Source organism: Pseudooceanicola sp. NS-SX8, assembly GCF_057380755.1.
Genome location: NZ_CM170819.1, coordinates 2824147 through 2837732, shown reverse-complemented (window position 1 = coordinate 2837732; position 13586 = coordinate 2824147). Strand labels below are relative to the sequence as shown.

General features: G+C 63.4%; 14 protein-coding genes and 1 tRNA gene. 7 read left to right on the top strand and 8 right to left on the bottom strand.

Annotation, left to right across the window (positions count from 1 at the left end; all coding sequences use genetic code 11):
• Nucleotides 1–25 precede the first annotated feature (25 nt).
• The gene (locus tag AC2IR1_RS12965; protein ID WP_486472387.1) at nucleotides 26–1621 is read right to left on the bottom strand and encodes an ABC transporter substrate-binding protein; all 1596 of its coding nucleotides are present in this window, start codon (nucleotides 1619–1621) and stop codon (nucleotides 26–28) included.
• A gap of 21 nt (nucleotides 1622–1642) precedes the next feature.
• The gene (locus AC2IR1_RS12960; RefSeq protein ID WP_486472386.1) at nucleotides 1643–2554 is read right to left on the bottom strand and encodes an N-formylglutamate amidohydrolase; all 912 of its coding nucleotides are present in this window, start codon (nucleotides 2552–2554) and stop codon (nucleotides 1643–1645) included.
• Nucleotides 2555–2859: 305 nt separating this feature from the next.
• Between AC2IR1_RS12960 and AC2IR1_RS12955 the strand changes: the two genes are divergently transcribed.
• Together AC2IR1_RS12955 and AC2IR1_RS12950 are read left to right on the top strand one after the other, a co-directional pair.
• A complete protein-coding gene (locus tag AC2IR1_RS12955) occupies nucleotides 2860–3525 on the top strand; it encodes a gamma-glutamyl-gamma-aminobutyrate hydrolase family protein (RefSeq protein WP_486472385.1) in 666 nt (221 codons plus the stop codon).
• Between the two features lie 369 nt (nucleotides 3526–3894).
• Nucleotides 3895–4599 carry a hypothetical protein gene (locus AC2IR1_RS12950; RefSeq protein WP_486472384.1) on the top strand — a complete coding sequence of 235 codons (705 nt, stop codon included), beginning with the start codon at nucleotides 3895–3897 and terminating at the stop codon, nucleotides 4597–4599.
• Between the two features lie 502 nt (nucleotides 4600–5101).
• On the opposite strand, the gene AC2IR1_RS12945 is transcribed toward AC2IR1_RS12950, so the two are convergent.
• The 3 genes from AC2IR1_RS12945 to AC2IR1_RS12935 all read right to left on the bottom strand — a co-directional run bounded on the left by AC2IR1_RS12945 (nucleotide 5102) and on the right by AC2IR1_RS12935 (nucleotide 7000).
• On the bottom strand, nucleotides 5102–5497 hold the full coding sequence (locus AC2IR1_RS12945) for a (R)-mandelonitrile lyase (protein ID WP_486472383.1): 396 nt from the start codon (nucleotides 5495–5497) through the stop codon (nucleotides 5102–5104).
• 50 nt (nucleotides 5498–5547) lie between these two features.
• Nucleotides 5548–5700, bottom strand: coding sequence for a carboxymuconolactone decarboxylase family protein (locus AC2IR1_RS12940; protein ID WP_486472382.1), 153 nt, complete (start codon nucleotides 5698–5700; stop codon nucleotides 5548–5550).
• 223 nt (nucleotides 5701–5923) lie between these two features.
• Entirely contained in the window at nucleotides 5924–7000 is a 1077-nt protein-coding gene (locus AC2IR1_RS12935) for an alpha/beta hydrolase (protein WP_486472381.1), read from the bottom strand.
• A gap of 179 nt (nucleotides 7001–7179) precedes the next feature.
• Here AC2IR1_RS12935 and AC2IR1_RS12930 point away from each other — a divergent pair, with 179 nt between their 5' ends.
• Nucleotides 7180–8076, top strand: a complete 897-nt coding sequence (locus tag AC2IR1_RS12930; RefSeq protein WP_486472380.1) for a LysR family transcriptional regulator — start codon at nucleotides 7180–7182, stop codon at nucleotides 8074–8076.
• Between the two features lie 426 nt (nucleotides 8077–8502).
• On the opposite strand, the gene AC2IR1_RS12925 is transcribed toward AC2IR1_RS12930, so the two are convergent.
• A tRNA-Ile gene (locus AC2IR1_RS12925) sits at nucleotides 8503–8578 on the bottom strand.
• Nucleotides 8579–8745: 167 nt separating this feature from the next.
• Here AC2IR1_RS12925 and purM point away from each other — a divergent pair.
• Both purM and purN read left to right on the top strand, forming a co-directional pair.
• Nucleotides 8746–9789: a phosphoribosylformylglycinamidine cyclo-ligase gene (gene purM, locus AC2IR1_RS12920; RefSeq protein WP_486472379.1), complete on the top strand. Its 1044-nt coding sequence runs from the start codon at nucleotides 8746–8748 to the stop codon at nucleotides 9787–9789.
• A 5-nt stretch (nucleotides 9790–9794) separates the two neighbouring features.
• Entirely contained in the window at nucleotides 9795–10367 is a 573-nt protein-coding gene (purN, locus tag AC2IR1_RS12915) for a phosphoribosylglycinamide formyltransferase (RefSeq protein WP_486472378.1), read from the top strand.
• Here purN and AC2IR1_RS12910 read toward each other — a convergent pair.
• The gene (locus AC2IR1_RS12910) at nucleotides 10364–10540 is read right to left on the bottom strand and encodes a hypothetical protein (protein WP_486472377.1); all 177 of its coding nucleotides are present in this window, start codon (nucleotides 10538–10540) and stop codon (nucleotides 10364–10366) included. The genes purN and AC2IR1_RS12910 overlap by 4 nt on opposite strands.
• A 100-nt stretch (nucleotides 10541–10640) precedes the next feature.
• Entirely contained in the window at nucleotides 10641–11045 is a 405-nt protein-coding gene (locus AC2IR1_RS12905; RefSeq protein ID WP_486472376.1) for a winged helix-turn-helix transcriptional regulator, read from the bottom strand.
• 120 nt (nucleotides 11046–11165) lie between these two features.
• On the opposite strand from AC2IR1_RS12905, the gene AC2IR1_RS12900 reads away from it, so the two are divergent.
• Both AC2IR1_RS12900 and rnd read left to right on the top strand, forming a co-directional pair.
• Nucleotides 11166–12275 carry an NADH:flavin oxidoreductase gene (locus AC2IR1_RS12900; RefSeq protein WP_486472375.1) on the top strand — a complete coding sequence of 370 codons (1110 nt, stop codon included), beginning with the start codon at nucleotides 11166–11168 and terminating at the stop codon, nucleotides 12273–12275.
• Between the two features lie 128 nt (nucleotides 12276–12403).
• On the top strand, nucleotides 12404–13567 hold the full coding sequence (gene rnd, locus AC2IR1_RS12895) for a ribonuclease D (protein WP_486472374.1): 1164 nt from the start codon (nucleotides 12404–12406) through the stop codon (nucleotides 13565–13567).
• Nucleotides 13568–13586: the final 19 nt, after the last annotated feature.

Genomic DNA, 13586 nt, shown 5'->3' with positions numbered 1-13586 from the left:
TGTGGATCGGCGAGGGCGGGGCTGATTACTTCGAGTGGACCATGGTGGCCAGCGTCCGGCCGGCGGTCCCGTTGGTCACCTCGAGATCGGCGCGATGTGCCCAGGTCTCGTGGTTGTAGTACAGCGGGATGCCCGGCAGCTGGTCCATGGCCACCTGCATGGCCTCCGCGAGCAGTGCATCGGCGGCGGCGGGGTCGGTCTCGACCGCCCAGGCGCGGATCGGTTCCTCGAACGCCGGATCGTCATAGGACGAGAAGTTGGCCGAGCCGAGACCCAGATCCGCGTCCCGCTGAGCGAAGGCGCCGGAGATCAGCTGGCCCGGACCCTGTGGGTGGCCCCAGCCGTACATGAAGGCGCCCAGTTGGTGGTCGGCGCGTTCGCTGCGGAACCCGGCCCAGGGCTGGGTGTTCAGCGTGACCTCAAGGCCAAGGCGCGTCCAGTACTGGGTGATCGCCTGGGCGACGGTCGTGCCGTTGGCGTAGCGCGCGTTCGGTGCCGACAGCTGGATCGCGAAGCCGTCCTCGTAGCCTGCTTCGGCCAGCAGTGCCTTGGCGGCATCCAGATCGTAGGGCAGGTCGGGCATGTCGGGTGCGGCGCCGGCCAGGTAGCTGGGGGCAAACTGGTTGGCGGCTGTCGCATTGCCCTGGAACAGACGATCCACGATGGCGTCACGGTCGATGGCCATGGACAGCGCGCGACGGACGCGGACGTCGGACAGCGGGGCCGAGCCATCGGCGGCAGTGACACCCACGGCGCCTTCGGGGTTGGTATCCAGCACCAGGAAGATGGTCTGCAGGCCGGGCGTCGAGGTCACGGTGTAATCCTCGTCCGCGGCGATGACCGACTGGTCCTCGGCGGAGGGCTTGTCGATCACGTCGTAGTCACCTGCAAGCAGGCCCGCAGTCCGTGCGCCGGAATTCGGCACCGAGCGCACCTCGACCCGGTCCCATTCGGGTGCCGTGCCCCAGTAGGTCGGGTTCGCGACCAGGTCGGCATCCCCGGTGGGCTGGAAGCTTTCGTAGACATAGGGGCCCGTGCCAATGGCGGCGTCGCCCTGTTCGAACTCGGCCTGGGTCGGGTACTGTTCGGCGATGCCGCAGTCGCCGTCGCGGGTGTAGGCGATCGGATCGGTCACACCGTAGGTTTCCGCCGACAGGATCTTCAGGAACTTCAGTTTTTGGATCAGGATCGGGTAGGGCGCGGTCGTGGTGAAGCGCACCGTCAGGTCGTCGATGGGTTCGACATTGGTGATCGGCCCCAGCGACGAGGTCAGCACGTTCGGGCGGCCATCGACGCGGTACATCATTCGGCAGGTGCTGAAGACCACATCACGCGCGGTGAAGGCCGCGCCGTTGGAGAAGGTCACGCCTCCGCGCAGTTTCATCACGAAGGTGGTGGGACTTTCCCATTCCCATTCCGTAGCCAGCAGCGGCTGGGTGTCCAGGTCGACCAGCATCTCGAAGACATGCTCCGCCAGGCTGGCGGTTTGGGTGTCGCTGAAGGGGAAGGGATCGGCGCTGACCGGGGCGGTGGCATAGCCCAGGCGCAGGGTCTCGGCCGCGGCGGGGGCGGCGGCAAGCGCGGTGGTCAGCAGAAGGGGGGCGATATGACGTGTCTTCATTCTGTGTCTCTGTGTTGGATGTCAGTTGGAGGGGCGGATCTGGGCGTCGAGGTCAATGCCTTCACGGCTGGCGACGGCGCCCATCAGGCTCTTGAGGGCCTCTGTGCAGTGCTGCTGCATCTTGGCGAAGCGGTGGGACCGCTCTCGCGTCGTTTCGTTCATGTAGAGATCGCGCCGCAGTTCGACCTGGAGGGCGTGCTGGTCAAGTTCGGGCCAGCCGTAGCGCAGGGTAATCTCGCCGCCGGCGAAGCGGCGGTTGGTGCCCACGTCGTAGTCATGGGCGCGGAAGCTGCCGGCGAGGGCATCGGCGATCTCCGGGGCGCAAGACTGGCCATGACGAGTGCCGATGTCCACCTGGGGTCGCTCGGCGCCGCCCCGGGCGGCACTGTCGCGGCGCATCATCGAATGGCAGTCCAGCAGGTAGACCGCGCCGAAGGTCTGCCTGGTCTGCTCGATCAGTTGGGTCAGGGCCTGGTGATAGGGAACGAAATAGCGCGCGATGCGCCGCTTCGCCTCGGCCTGGCTCAGCTTGCGGTCGTAGATCGGCACATCGTTGGCCAGTGCCCAGAAAAGGGTCGAGCCGGAGGCCTCGGCAGTGGGTTGCAGGCGGCCATACCAGCTCTCGGGATCTTCCAGCATGGCGCTGCTGATGTCGTGCTGATGCCGGTTCACGTCGACATAGGTGCGGGGAAAGTTGGCCTTCACTGTTGCCAGGCCGAGGTCCCGGGCGGCCGAGAAAAGCTCATCCACGTATTTGTCCGTGGGGTAGTCGATCTGCTCCCTGGTCAGCTCGGCCCGAAAGCCGAAGTCGGGCGGGTAGGTTTCGCCGCTATGCGGGAAGGAGACGATCAGCGGCACCCGGGGCAGGTCTGGGGAAGTCACCGTGACGGGAGGCCAGGTGGTCTCAGCTTGGAAACGGGGGTCTGCGTGCACGGGGCTCTCCTTGGTCGTCTGAGACCGGGGGCGCTGCCGCCCGGCGTGCTCTTGCTCTAGCGGCGGGCCGGGAAGGCGAAAACCTTATTGAGGAACCGACTATTCCCATAAGTTTCTTCAATATGATTGCGCTCTCACGCGCCCTGCGAGATCACCGCTCGAGGAAGTTCTGACCCGCTTAAGCTGTGCTGCAAGCGCGACTATGGGTGTCGCAGTCGGTTTGAGCCGGTTTTGATGGGCGAAACACATTCAAGTTCTCGATGGAGAGAAGGCAGGTGCCTGGGGGCACGGAAAGGCAGGAACGGATGGCAGAGCGCAGAAAAATCGCGGTCTCGGTCGGCGAGGTAACGCCCGTGGCCCCCTATGTGCGGGCCCTGGAGCTGGCGGGTTTCGCGCCGCAGCCGATGGTGCCGGGGCAGGGGCCTTCTCTGCTGGAAGAGGACGTTTCCGGAGTGGTTTTCGCCGGGGGTGCGGCCGTGCATCCCTCCCGTTTTGGGCAGGAACTGGATCCAGCCATCCGCAAGGCGGTGGATGAGCCGCGCGATGCCATGGAATGGTCTCTGGCTGACCAAGCGCTGGCGCGCGGGCTGCCGATCCTTGGGATCTGTCGTGGGATGCAGTTCCTCAACGTCTATTTCGGTGGCACCCTATGTCAGAATCTCGCGGCCAGCTCGTGGCAGGACACGCACCGGCCTGACCTTCCGCGCGACAGTATCGCCCATCAGGTGCAGGCGCGCTCCGGGCAGCTGGCGGAGATTTTTGGCCCCGATCCTTTCGGGGTCAACAGCATCCACCGCCAAGGAATCGAGCGCCTGGCTAAGAACTTCGAGGCGTCCGTGACGACGCTGGATGGCCTGATCGAAGGGATCGAAGACGCCACGCAGCGGGTCCTTGCAGTGCAATGGCACCCCGAGGAGCTTGCCTCCTCGTCTTCGGCCCAGTTGCGCCTGCTCGAGCAAGCGTTTTGTTGACAGAAGTGTGCGGCGCTTTGCGCCGGTAGCTGACAGCTACGCCTGGGCCACTGGATGACTGCTATGCGCAGAAAGCGGGCGTCTCTCAGCCGTGGTTCTTGCGAGGCTAGCCCCATCGCTCCATTTTTGGAGAGCTTTCGTCTAATGCCTCTACGGCTGACGTCGCAGCCGCCTTCTGAGTTCGCTTACTAGGCTTGCATGAGGGAGCGCGAAAATGTCGTGTGAGGACCTGGATACAGATATTAATCCATTGCATGCTCCCTCGGTTTTCAATGCACGCGTGAGAGTTGACGCTAGGGGGCGCCGACTGTAGTCTCTATCCTTCGCCGAGTCTCATATTTCTTTGCTGCATATTGTAGGAGAAGGTTCTTGTCATTTAGCGCAAAAGATCTCTCTGGCTTAGTACCTATTAGGTGTTTGAGGTTTTTTGGCGTGTGGGTCACATTTGTTTTTCTCCACGTCGCGGCAACGGCTAATGCGGATGGCCGTGGTGGGAATGTTAGGAACGCTGAAAGCGTTTTTGAGAGAATTTCCCCCTGCTCGGAGTACGAAGCTCTCTTGAATGGGGAGGCGTCAGTTCCGGGCCCCGACTGTCACGCAACGGAGAACTTTATTATATCTGAATCAGAACTAAATGAGCGACATCTCCTTGAAAGAATGGAGGGGCGGGTGTCTCCAAATAGTGGTCTCGGCTCCCTGGTAGGACTTCTGCTGGCGACTATTTCAAGAGATCCTGTTGCTATTTACAATTCTGCCAACTTGGCTTCGGGTAGGATGGCGTTTCAGCTTGCTGCATCCGGTGATTTAGAACGCGCGGCGGTCTACTCCACCCTATCCGAGGATATTAGGCTTCAATCAGTCATTAAACTCTGCCGTGGTAATAGTTCGTGCGATGATCTGATGTGGGTTAGCTCCATGTCGCGAACACTTGGTGAAGAGTTCGCGTACCTTGATGGGATTTCTCCTGACGGAACTGTTTATTGCCTCCTCAAGTCAGATGGATATACCGTTCCGATTAGGGATGTTGTTCGGTCCAAGTACTTTAAGAAGTGCATCAAATTTTTTCAAAGCTAATTTAGTCTTCAGCATTAAGCACGGGTCTTGGTGCGAGCGTTAGATCGGCTTAGAGACCATGCATAAAGCCTGTTTTCACGCCCCTGTTGCCAACAAAAGTAGCCTAAAGCAGAAGTCAGTTCGGGCTGGGTCCGGCCATTCTCGGCGCTTGGTACAGTCGGCCGTTTTGCGAAAAGCGGTCACAGGATCTGAAGCCTCTGGACGGCAGTAATTCGCAGAAACAGGCATGCCTGCAGGTTCTCTGCTGCCATGGCTTCCCGGTGTTTCGGCCCTTCCCGACACCCTCTTTGCCGCCGTCGCATAGCGTTGCGGCTTCCAAAGATCCGCCGTTTGCCGCGGTTGCCGAGCCGAAGCATTGGCGAACCCGCGTTCGAAGTGTCTACAGGTTCGTCGCAGGTGTTCCAAAGTATACGATCGCTCACGGCCACGTCCCGCAGCGTTGGAGCTGGGCCGTGGAGCCATCGCCGCGCTGCCGCCACTATGTGCGGCAGCGCGGTTGCCTTCACCCGGTGTAGTCCGTGTCCGAGACCTTCTCCAGCCAGGTCACTGGCGTGCCGGCTATGCTCTCCTGAATGGCGATGTGCGACATGGCCGTTTCGGGCGATGCACCGTGCCAGTGTTTCTCCTCGGCGGGGAAGAAGACCACGTCGCCAGTTGTGACTTCTTCGATCGGGCCGCCTTCGCGCTGCACCCGGCCGCGGCCGAAAGTGATGATGATGGTCTGTCCCGCAGGGTGGGTGTGCCAAGCGGTGCGGGCTCCGGGCTCGAAAGTGACATGGGCGCCGCTGGTGCGGCCCGGGGCGTCGGCCTGGAACATGGGGTCGATCCGCACGGTCCCGGTGAAATAGTCTTCGGGACCGGGGGTGGAGGGCGTGCTGCCTGCTCGGATGATCTTCATGGAATGTCTCCGTTGGTGAGGCGGCGGGGCCGGGGCCGCGCCGCAGGATTTCAGTTTGCGTGGTTCTCCAAGAACTGCCGCGTCACGGGCATCGCCGGGAACACCCTGGGCCAGCTCGTATAGAGGGCAAGAAGCAAGAGCATCGCGCTTGCCTCTTCCTGCGTCAGCCCGTTGTCCATCGCGCGGTTCAGGTGGAAGGGCATCTGTTGGGTTGGGCGTTGGCGATCTGCGCCGTGTTGGTGCGGGGCTTGGGCTGTCGATCCGGCCACCCCGCTCCACCGGTGTGGTCTGCGTTGTCTGCTGGTCGACGGCTGCGGGAGCGGCGAGGCCAAGTGCAAGTGCGGTGAGGGTGCGCTTCATCCTGCCGCCTCCATTATCGGGAGTGGTGCGAAGTGACCTGCCTCGCGCTCGGGGGCAGGCCGGGACTTACGCGAGATGATCTTCGAAGAACGCCTGGAGCCGGTCGAAGGGGATGACGTCCTTCCGGTCGTAGAGATCGCAGTGATCCGCGCCGTTGATGATCATCAGCTCCCTGGGGTCGCGCGCCGCGGCATGGGCGTCTTCGCTGAAGTAGCGCGAATGGGCCTCGGAGCCTGCGATGATCAGGGCCGGCCGCGGCGAGATCTCGTGGATGTAGGTCAGCTGCGGCATGTTCATGAAGGACATGGCCGAGGTGACGTTCCAGCCGCCGTTGGAATTGAGCGAGCGCGGGTGATAGCCACGCCCCGTCTTGTAATAGGCGTGGTACATGGCGATCACCGGGTTATCGATGCCGTCCAGCGTGTCGGGCAGACCGCCGGCCAGCTTCGGCGCTTCGTCCGTGGCTGCGTCTTCCCAGCGTTGGAGGCTCATGGCGGTCAGTGCTTCGGCGCGATCCTCTTCCGTCATCGCGTCGAAATACCCGCGCGCGTTGACCCGGCTCATGTCGTACATCGAGGTCACCGCCACCGCCTTGACCCGCTTGTCCGGGGCCGCCGCGTTGAGCGCCATGCCGCCAAAGCCGCAGATGCCGATCATGCCGATGCGGTCGCGGTCCACCACGTCCTGCAGGCCAAGGAAGTCGACCGCGGCCATGAAGTCTTCGGTGTTGATGTCGGGCGAGGCGACGTAGCGGGGCGCACCGCCGCTTTCGCCGATATAGGAGGGGTCGAAGGCCATGGCGGCAAAGCCACGTTCGGCCATCTCCTGCGCGTAGAGGCCCGCGGCCTGTTCCTTGACGGCGCCGAAGGGGCCGGCCACCGCAAGCGCGGCAAGCCGCCCGTCGCCGCGATCTTTCGGCAGGTAGAGGTCGCCCACCAGCGCAATGCCGTAGCGGTTGGTGAAGCTGACCTTGCGGTGATTGACGCGCTCGCTCTGCGGGAAGGTCTTGTCCCAGTCGGTGGTGGCCTGCGCCAGTAGGGCCTCGGCGGTCAGTGACGCGCCGCCAAGCGCGGCGGCGCCCATTCCGGCAGCCATAAGCAAGTCTCGACGGGCGGGGTTCTGGGGAGCGATCGGGGTGGTCATGTCGGGAGTTCCTGTTCGGGTATGGTGTCTGCCCTGCTATTTGGAGCTGTCCCCGGGGCCGGATAAGGCGGCCCTGCCTTATCGTCATCATGACCTGAATTCATGCTTAAGTGGCGCTTTTCCTTTGCCTCACGCTTTGCCTTGCCCCAGAACATTGCGAAACACGGAAGGAGCGCGACGTGGACCGTGAATTGCTCGGCGATCTTTCGACCCTGCTTGCCGTCACCGAAGAAGGCAATTTTACCCGGGCCGGGCACCGTCTCGGCGTGTCGCAATCCGCTGTCAGCCACACCATACGGCGGCTCGAAGACAAGATCGGGGTGCGGCTGCTCAACCGCAACGCGCGGAGGGTGACGCCAACAGATGCGGGCGAACAGCTGCTCGCGGCGCTGCGCCCCAGCTTCCAGAAGCTCGGCAACCGGATTGAGGAGATCCGCACCCTGGGTGAGCGTCCCTCGGGGCTGGTGCGGGTGACCTCCAGCGTGCCCGCGACACGTGACATCCTCTGGCCGGTGGCCTCGCAACTGGTGCGTGACTATCCCGACGTGCGTATCGAAATCAGCAGCGAGGGGCGCCTTTCCGACCTGGCCGAGGATCGCTATGACTGCGCAATCCGGCTCGGAGAGCATTTGAGCCCCGACATGATCGCGATCCCTGTCGGGCCTCGGTTGGAAATGGCGGCGGTCGCCAGTGTCGACTACCTCGCGCGGCGCGGCACGCCGCGGCACCCGGATGATCTTGACGCGCATGACTGTATCCTGATGCGGCACCGCTCCGACGGGCCGGTCTATGACTGGGAGTTCGAGATCGAAGGCACCGAGGTGGTGAAAAAGCTGACCGGTCCCTTCATCCTCAATGATCCCGGTCTCGTGATGGAAGCGGTTCGGGCGGGTCACGGTTTCGGCTACCTGCCGCTGCCGGAAGTCCGCGCGGACCTCGATACCGGACGTGTGCGGAGAGTCCTCGCCGAATTCTGCCCGCCCTTCGACGGATACCACCTGTGCTACATGGGGCGACGGAACCTCACCTCGGCTCTCCGGCTTCTGATCGACCGGCTGCGCTCGGCGAGATCATGACATGTGTTCACGCAAGTGGTCTTCGCGTCGACAGAAAATGACGCCGTCGTTTCGCCAAATGCGAGGGCGCATGCTCGAACGCGGGGTCCTGGAAACAATGCCGGACTAGGAGCATTCTAGCTGGTCAAGCCGTCTGATCTGTCGACCGGTCGTCAGGTTCCGGCATACCCCGATGCAGCACGACTCCCGCTCGCTCTCCGCTCCGAATGGCAGGTCCTTCTATGTTGGGAGATCGGATTTGCACCGCCGCGACAGTCCGTGATCCGCCCGTCGCGAAAGCGTCAGGGCACCTGCCGGGAGTTCAAGTGTTCTGAGTGAGTCCGCCTTACGTTTTGGAGACGTAGAATCCCTTGAAACCGTGGTCCGCCTGCCATGCTCCGGCGTGCTCCACATCGCAGCTGAAAACAAAAGGAGAAGGAGGGGGGATGGTAGGCCCGGCAGGATTTGAACCCGCAACCAAAGCGTTATGAGCGCTCTGCTCTAACCGTTGAGCTACAGGCCCTCCGGAGGTCATCGATAGGCTGCGCGGCGGAGGGGGTCAAGCGGGCAGGGGGCGAAACCGCGGCGCTCTTGCCTTCCATTGGGTGCTTGAAGCGCTTTCTCGTTGCACCATGGGGGGCAATCGGCTAGTCAGCGGCGCAATTTTCCAGTGTTTTCGAGGGCGCGGCGATGAGCGACGGCAAGAACGGCATTACCTATGCCGATGCAGGTGTGGATATCCAGGCCGGTAACGATCTGGTCGATCGGATCAAGCCTGCGGCCAAGGCGACAAACCGGCCCGGGACGATGTCCGGCCTTGGCGGGTTCGGCGCGCTTTTCGACCTGAAAGCGGCAGGTTACGACGATCCGATCCTGGTGGCGGCAACCGATGGGGTGGGCACCAAGCTGCGCATCGCGATCGACACGGGCCATTTCGACACCATCGGGATCGACCTGGTGGCGATGTGCGTCAATGACCTCGTCTGCCAGGGCGCGGAACCGCTGCTGTTCCTCGACTACTTCGCCACCGGCAAGCTGGAGCTTGACCAGGCTGCGGTCATCATCGAGGGGATCGCCAAGGGCTGCGCCGCTTCCGGCACCGCGCTGATCGGCGGTGAAACGGCAGAGATGCCGGGCATGTATTCCAAGGGCGATTTCGACCTTGCCGGCTTCGCCGTCGGCGCGATGGAACGCGGAAGCGACCTGCCGGCGGGCGTTGCGGCGGGGGATGTCCTGCTCGGCCTGGCGTCTGACGGGGTTCATTCCAACGGCTACTCGCTGGTTCGCAAGCTGGTCGAACTGTCCGGCCTTGGCTGGGACGCGGATTGTCCCTGGGACCAAGGCTCGCTGGGGCAGGCGCTTCTGACGCCGACCCGTCTCTACGTGAAGTCCTGCCTCGAGGCCGTGCGGGCCGGTGGCGTCCATGCCCTGGCCCATATCACCGGTGGCGGCCTGACGGAGAACCTGCCGCGGGTGCTGGAAGGGCTTGGCGCAGAGGTCGACCTGAACGCCTGGGAGAAGCCGGGCGTCTTCAAGTGGCTGCAGGCGCAGGGCGGTATCGCCGAGGCCGAGATGCTGAAGACCTTCAACTACGGTATCGGCATGGTGCTGGTGGTGGCAGAGGCGGAGGCCGAGGCCCTGATCGCACTGCTCGCCGCCGCCGGTGAAACCGTGTCCCGCATCGGTGTCGTGACCGAAGAGACGGGCATTCGCTACCCGGCCCTGGAAGGCTGAGCACGTTGAAACGAGTTGCCATCCTGATTTCCGGCGGCGGATCCAACATGGTCCGCCTGCTGGAAAGCATGACCGGAGATCACCCCGCCCGTGCCGTTCTTGTCGGGTCAAACGATCCTGCGGCCGGTGGCCTCGCAAAGGCCCGCGCCATGGGGGTGGAGACCTTTGCCGTGGATCACCGCCCCTTCGGCAAGGACCGTCCTGCCTTCGAGGCGGAGCTGATCCGGCACTTGGACGCGGCCGAGCCGGACATCCTGTGCCTGGCAGGTTTCATGCGGATCCTGACGCCGGGGTTCATCCGGCATTACGAGGGGCGGATGCTGAACATCCACCCCTCTCTTCTGCCGAAGTACAAGGGCCTGCATACCCATGCACGCGCGCTTGAGGCCGGAGAGACCGAGGCAGGCTGCACCGTGCACGAGGTGACGGCCGAGCTTGACGATGGTCCTATCGTCGGTCAGGCGCGCGTGCCGATCGAGCCCGGTGATACGCCGGAGCTGCTGGCCGCCCGCGTCCTGAAGGAAGAGCACAAGCTCTACCCGGCCATGCTGCGGAAGTTCGCAGAGACGCTCGCTTAACGCAGCGCTTCGAGGGAGCCGGAATTGCCGCGCCAGGCCATGTCGGGCGCGATTTCCGTGCGCGGCATCAGGGTGGCAGAGAGCAGCAGGGCGACCAGAAGGCCAGCCGCAGTGACCGCCTTGATCGGCAGACGACGGGAGGTGACGGGGAAGAGTTGAATGACCTGGGCCATGGGAGTTCCTTTCCTGACAAGAGGTATGGAACGGCTCTAGCTCAGCCCCGGATTTCACGGAAATGAATGCTTGTTTGTGATTTCATCACGTAGCGTGATGTCACCTTCTGGTCCGTTCGTCATAGGCCTTTTGAGCGGCTTGAACTTCGGGGAAATGCTTTTTCGTCCAGCCATATAGGGCCCGGAACGGGGGCAGGAGGGTGCCGCCGAGCTCGCTCAGCCGGTATTCCACCGCGACAGGAGAGGTATGCAAAACATGCCGCTCCACGAGGCCGTTTCGCTCCAACTTGCGCAGGGTCTGGGTCAGGCTCTTCTGCGAGATCCCCTCCAGCCGGCGTTTCAATCCGTTGAACCGGGTTGATTCATCGGCAAGCACGCTGAGGATCATCATCGACCATTTGTCGGCAATCTGATCGAAGAGTTCCCGGTTGGGGCAATGCGCCGCGAAGTATTCGGGGCCGCAAACGCGATAGGCGGTCTGATCTTCGTGGGGCAGGTCTTCCATGGGGGTTACCTCCGGGTGACGTAGTGCAGTCCTGGTGCCTGATTGACACTAGGTATCGAGAATATACCTATGTCGCAATCGCGGCAATCCTGCTGCACCTGCGAAAAGAGAGGACCGATCATGACACAGTCCACAGACACGTTGTTCCGCCCCTTCAGCTACAAGGGCCTGGAGCTGAAGAACCGTATCGTCATGGCGCCGATGACCCGAGGCATGGCGCCTGACGGGATCCCCGGTGCGGCGAATGCCGCCTACTACCGCCGCCGGGCGGAAGGGGAGGTCGGGCTGATCCTGTCCGAAGGGACGGTGATCGACCGGCCCGCCTCGCGCAATCTTCCGGGGATTCCCTTCTTCCACGGCCCGGCGCTGGACGGCTGGAAAGAGGTCATCGACGAAGTGCATGCCGCTGGTGGCAAGATGGGCCCGCAGATCTGGCACACCGGCTCGACCCGTGGTGGCGCGTGGGAGCCCGATGTGCCGGTTGAAAGCCCGTCCGGCCTGGTGGGGCCTGGGGATCCGCGCGGCGATGTCATGACCGAGGCGGATATCGAGGCCACCATCGCGGCCTTCGGCAAGGCGGCCGGAGACGCGAAGCGCCTGGGCTTCGACGTGGCGGAACTGCATGGCGCCCACGGCTACCTGATCGACCAGTTCTTCTGGGAAGGCACCAACCTGCGCGACGACGCCTGGGGCGGCGCGACCCTGCCGGAGCGGTCCCGCTTCGCGGTCGAGGCGGTGAAGGCGGCGCGGGCGGCCGTGGGCCCCGACTTCCCCCTGATCCTGCGGTTGAGCCAGTGGAAGCAGCAGGACTACACGGTCAAGCTGGCCAAGGACCCCAGGGAAATGGAAGCCTGGCTGATGCCGCTGGTCGAGGCGGGCGTCGATATCATCCACGCGTCGCAGCGCCGTTTCTGGGAGCCCGAGTTCCCCGAGATCGACGGCGAGGAGGGGCTGAACTTTGCTGGCTGGGCGAAGAAGATCACCGGCGTCCCGACGATCTCCGTCGGGTCCGTGGGGCTGTCGGGTGAGTTCCTTGCCGCCTTCGGTGGTGAGGCGTCCGAAGTGACCCCGCTGGACAAGCTGGTGCGCCGGATGGAGGCCGACGAATTCGACCTGATCGCCGTGGGACGCGCCCTGCTGAGCGACGCGCAATGGGTGTCGAAGGTCCATGCCGGCAAGTCCGATCAGCTGAAGGGGTTCGTCGCGGCGGACCTGGCCGAACTGGCCTGATCGAGCCTTGGCGCCACAGGCGGAGACTTTGGAAAGGGGTGGTCTTGACCGCCCCTTTCCATCCCTGCGCAAGGTCAGTATGACAGGTGGGTGAAGGCAGGATCAGACTGACCAGCAGAAAGTGTTAGATGCAGACGATTACCAGTACCGAGGAACTGGCCTCCTATTGCGCGATGGCGCGGACCAAGCCCTATGTCACGGTCGACACCGAATTCCTGCGTGAACGGACCTACTACTCCCAGCTTTGCCTCGTGCAGCTTGCCGTTCCGGGCGAGGATGACGAGGTTGACGCGGTGCTGGTCGATCCGCTGTCCAAGGACCTCTCCCTGGATCCGCTCTACGAGCTGTTCCGCGACACCTCTGTCGTGAAGGTCTTCCACGCGGCGCGCCAGGATCTGGAGATCTTCTACGTCGATGCCGGGCTGATCCCCGAACCGCTGTTTGACACCCAGGTCGCCGCCATGGTCTGCGGCTTTGGCGAGCAGGTGGGATACGAGACGCTGGTGCGCAAGATCGCCAAGGAAAACCTGGACAAGTCTTCGCGTTTCACCGACTGGTCGCGTCGCCCGCTGACCGAGGCGCAGAAGAAATACGCGATCGCCGATGTGACGCATCTGCGCAAGATCTACGAATACCTGTCCGCTCAGCTGGCCAAGGACGGCCGCGCCGCCTGGGTGGCGGAAGAGATGGGGATCCTGACCAACCCCGAAACCTATATCGTGCGCCCGGAAGATGCCTGGCAGCGGGTCCGCACGCGGACCAATTCCGGCCGGTTCCTGGCGGTGTTGCGCGAGCTTGCGAAGTTCCGGGAATCCTACGCCCAGACCCGCAACGTTCCCCGCAACAGGGTCTACAAGGACGACGCCCTGGTCGAGCTTGCCTCGACCAAGCCGCAGACCCCGCAGGATCTTTCGCGCGCCCGTCTGCTGCTGCGAGAGGCGCGCAAGGGCGATATCGCCGAAGGGATCCTGGCGGCGATCAAGGCAGGGCTCGAATGCCCCGATGCGGAGCTGCCCAAACCCGACAAGTCGAAGGAAAAGCTGCAGGTGAACCCCGCGCTGGCGGACCTCCTGCGCGTCCTGCTGAAGGCCAAGTCCGACACCGCGGGCGTGGCTGCCAAGCTGATTGCGGCAACTTCGGAGCTGGATGAACTTGCCGCGGGCGTGCGCGATGTGCCGTCCCTCAGGGGGTGGCGCCGCGATGTCTTCGGCGAAGATGCCATCAAGCTCTGCGAGGGCAAGGTGGGTCTTGCCACGAAGGGGCAGAAGGTGGTCACCGTTTCCCTCGACTGATCTGCGGATCAGCGAGGAA

Excerpts from the sequence above, each read along its gene's own strand:
- AC2IR1_RS12965 (WP_486472387.1), bottom strand. The coding sequence starts at position 1,621 with ATGAAGACACGTCATATCGCCCCCCTTCTGCTGACCACCGCGCTTGCC.
- AC2IR1_RS12955 (WP_486472385.1), top strand. The coding sequence starts at position 2,860 with ATGGCAGAGCGCAGAAAAATCGCGGTCTCGGTCGGCGAGGTAACGCCC.
- AC2IR1_RS12945 (WP_486472383.1), bottom strand. The coding sequence starts at position 5,497 with ATGAAGATCATCCGAGCAGGCAGCACGCCCTCCACCCCCGGTCCCGAA.
- AC2IR1_RS12940 (WP_486472382.1), bottom strand. The coding sequence starts at position 5,700 with ATGCCCTTCCACCTGAACCGCGCGATGGACAACGGGCTGACGCAGGAA.
- AC2IR1_RS12935 (WP_486472381.1), bottom strand. The coding sequence starts at position 7,000 with ATGACCACCCCGATCGCTCCCCAGAACCCCGCCCGTCGAGACTTGCTT.
- purM (WP_486472379.1), top strand. The coding sequence starts at position 8,746 with ATGAGCGACGGCAAGAACGGCATTACCTATGCCGATGCAGGTGTGGAT.
- AC2IR1_RS12910 (WP_486472377.1), bottom strand. The coding sequence starts at position 10,540 with ATGGCCCAGGTCATTCAACTCTTCCCCGTCACCTCCCGTCGTCTGCCG.
- AC2IR1_RS12905 (WP_486472376.1), bottom strand. The coding sequence starts at position 11,045 with ATGGAAGACCTGCCCCACGAAGATCAGACCGCCTATCGCGTTTGCGGC.
- AC2IR1_RS12900 (WP_486472375.1), top strand. The coding sequence starts at position 11,166 with ATGACACAGTCCACAGACACGTTGTTCCGCCCCTTCAGCTACAAGGGC.
- rnd (WP_486472374.1), top strand. The coding sequence starts at position 12,404 with ATGCAGACGATTACCAGTACCGAGGAACTGGCCTCCTATTGCGCGATG.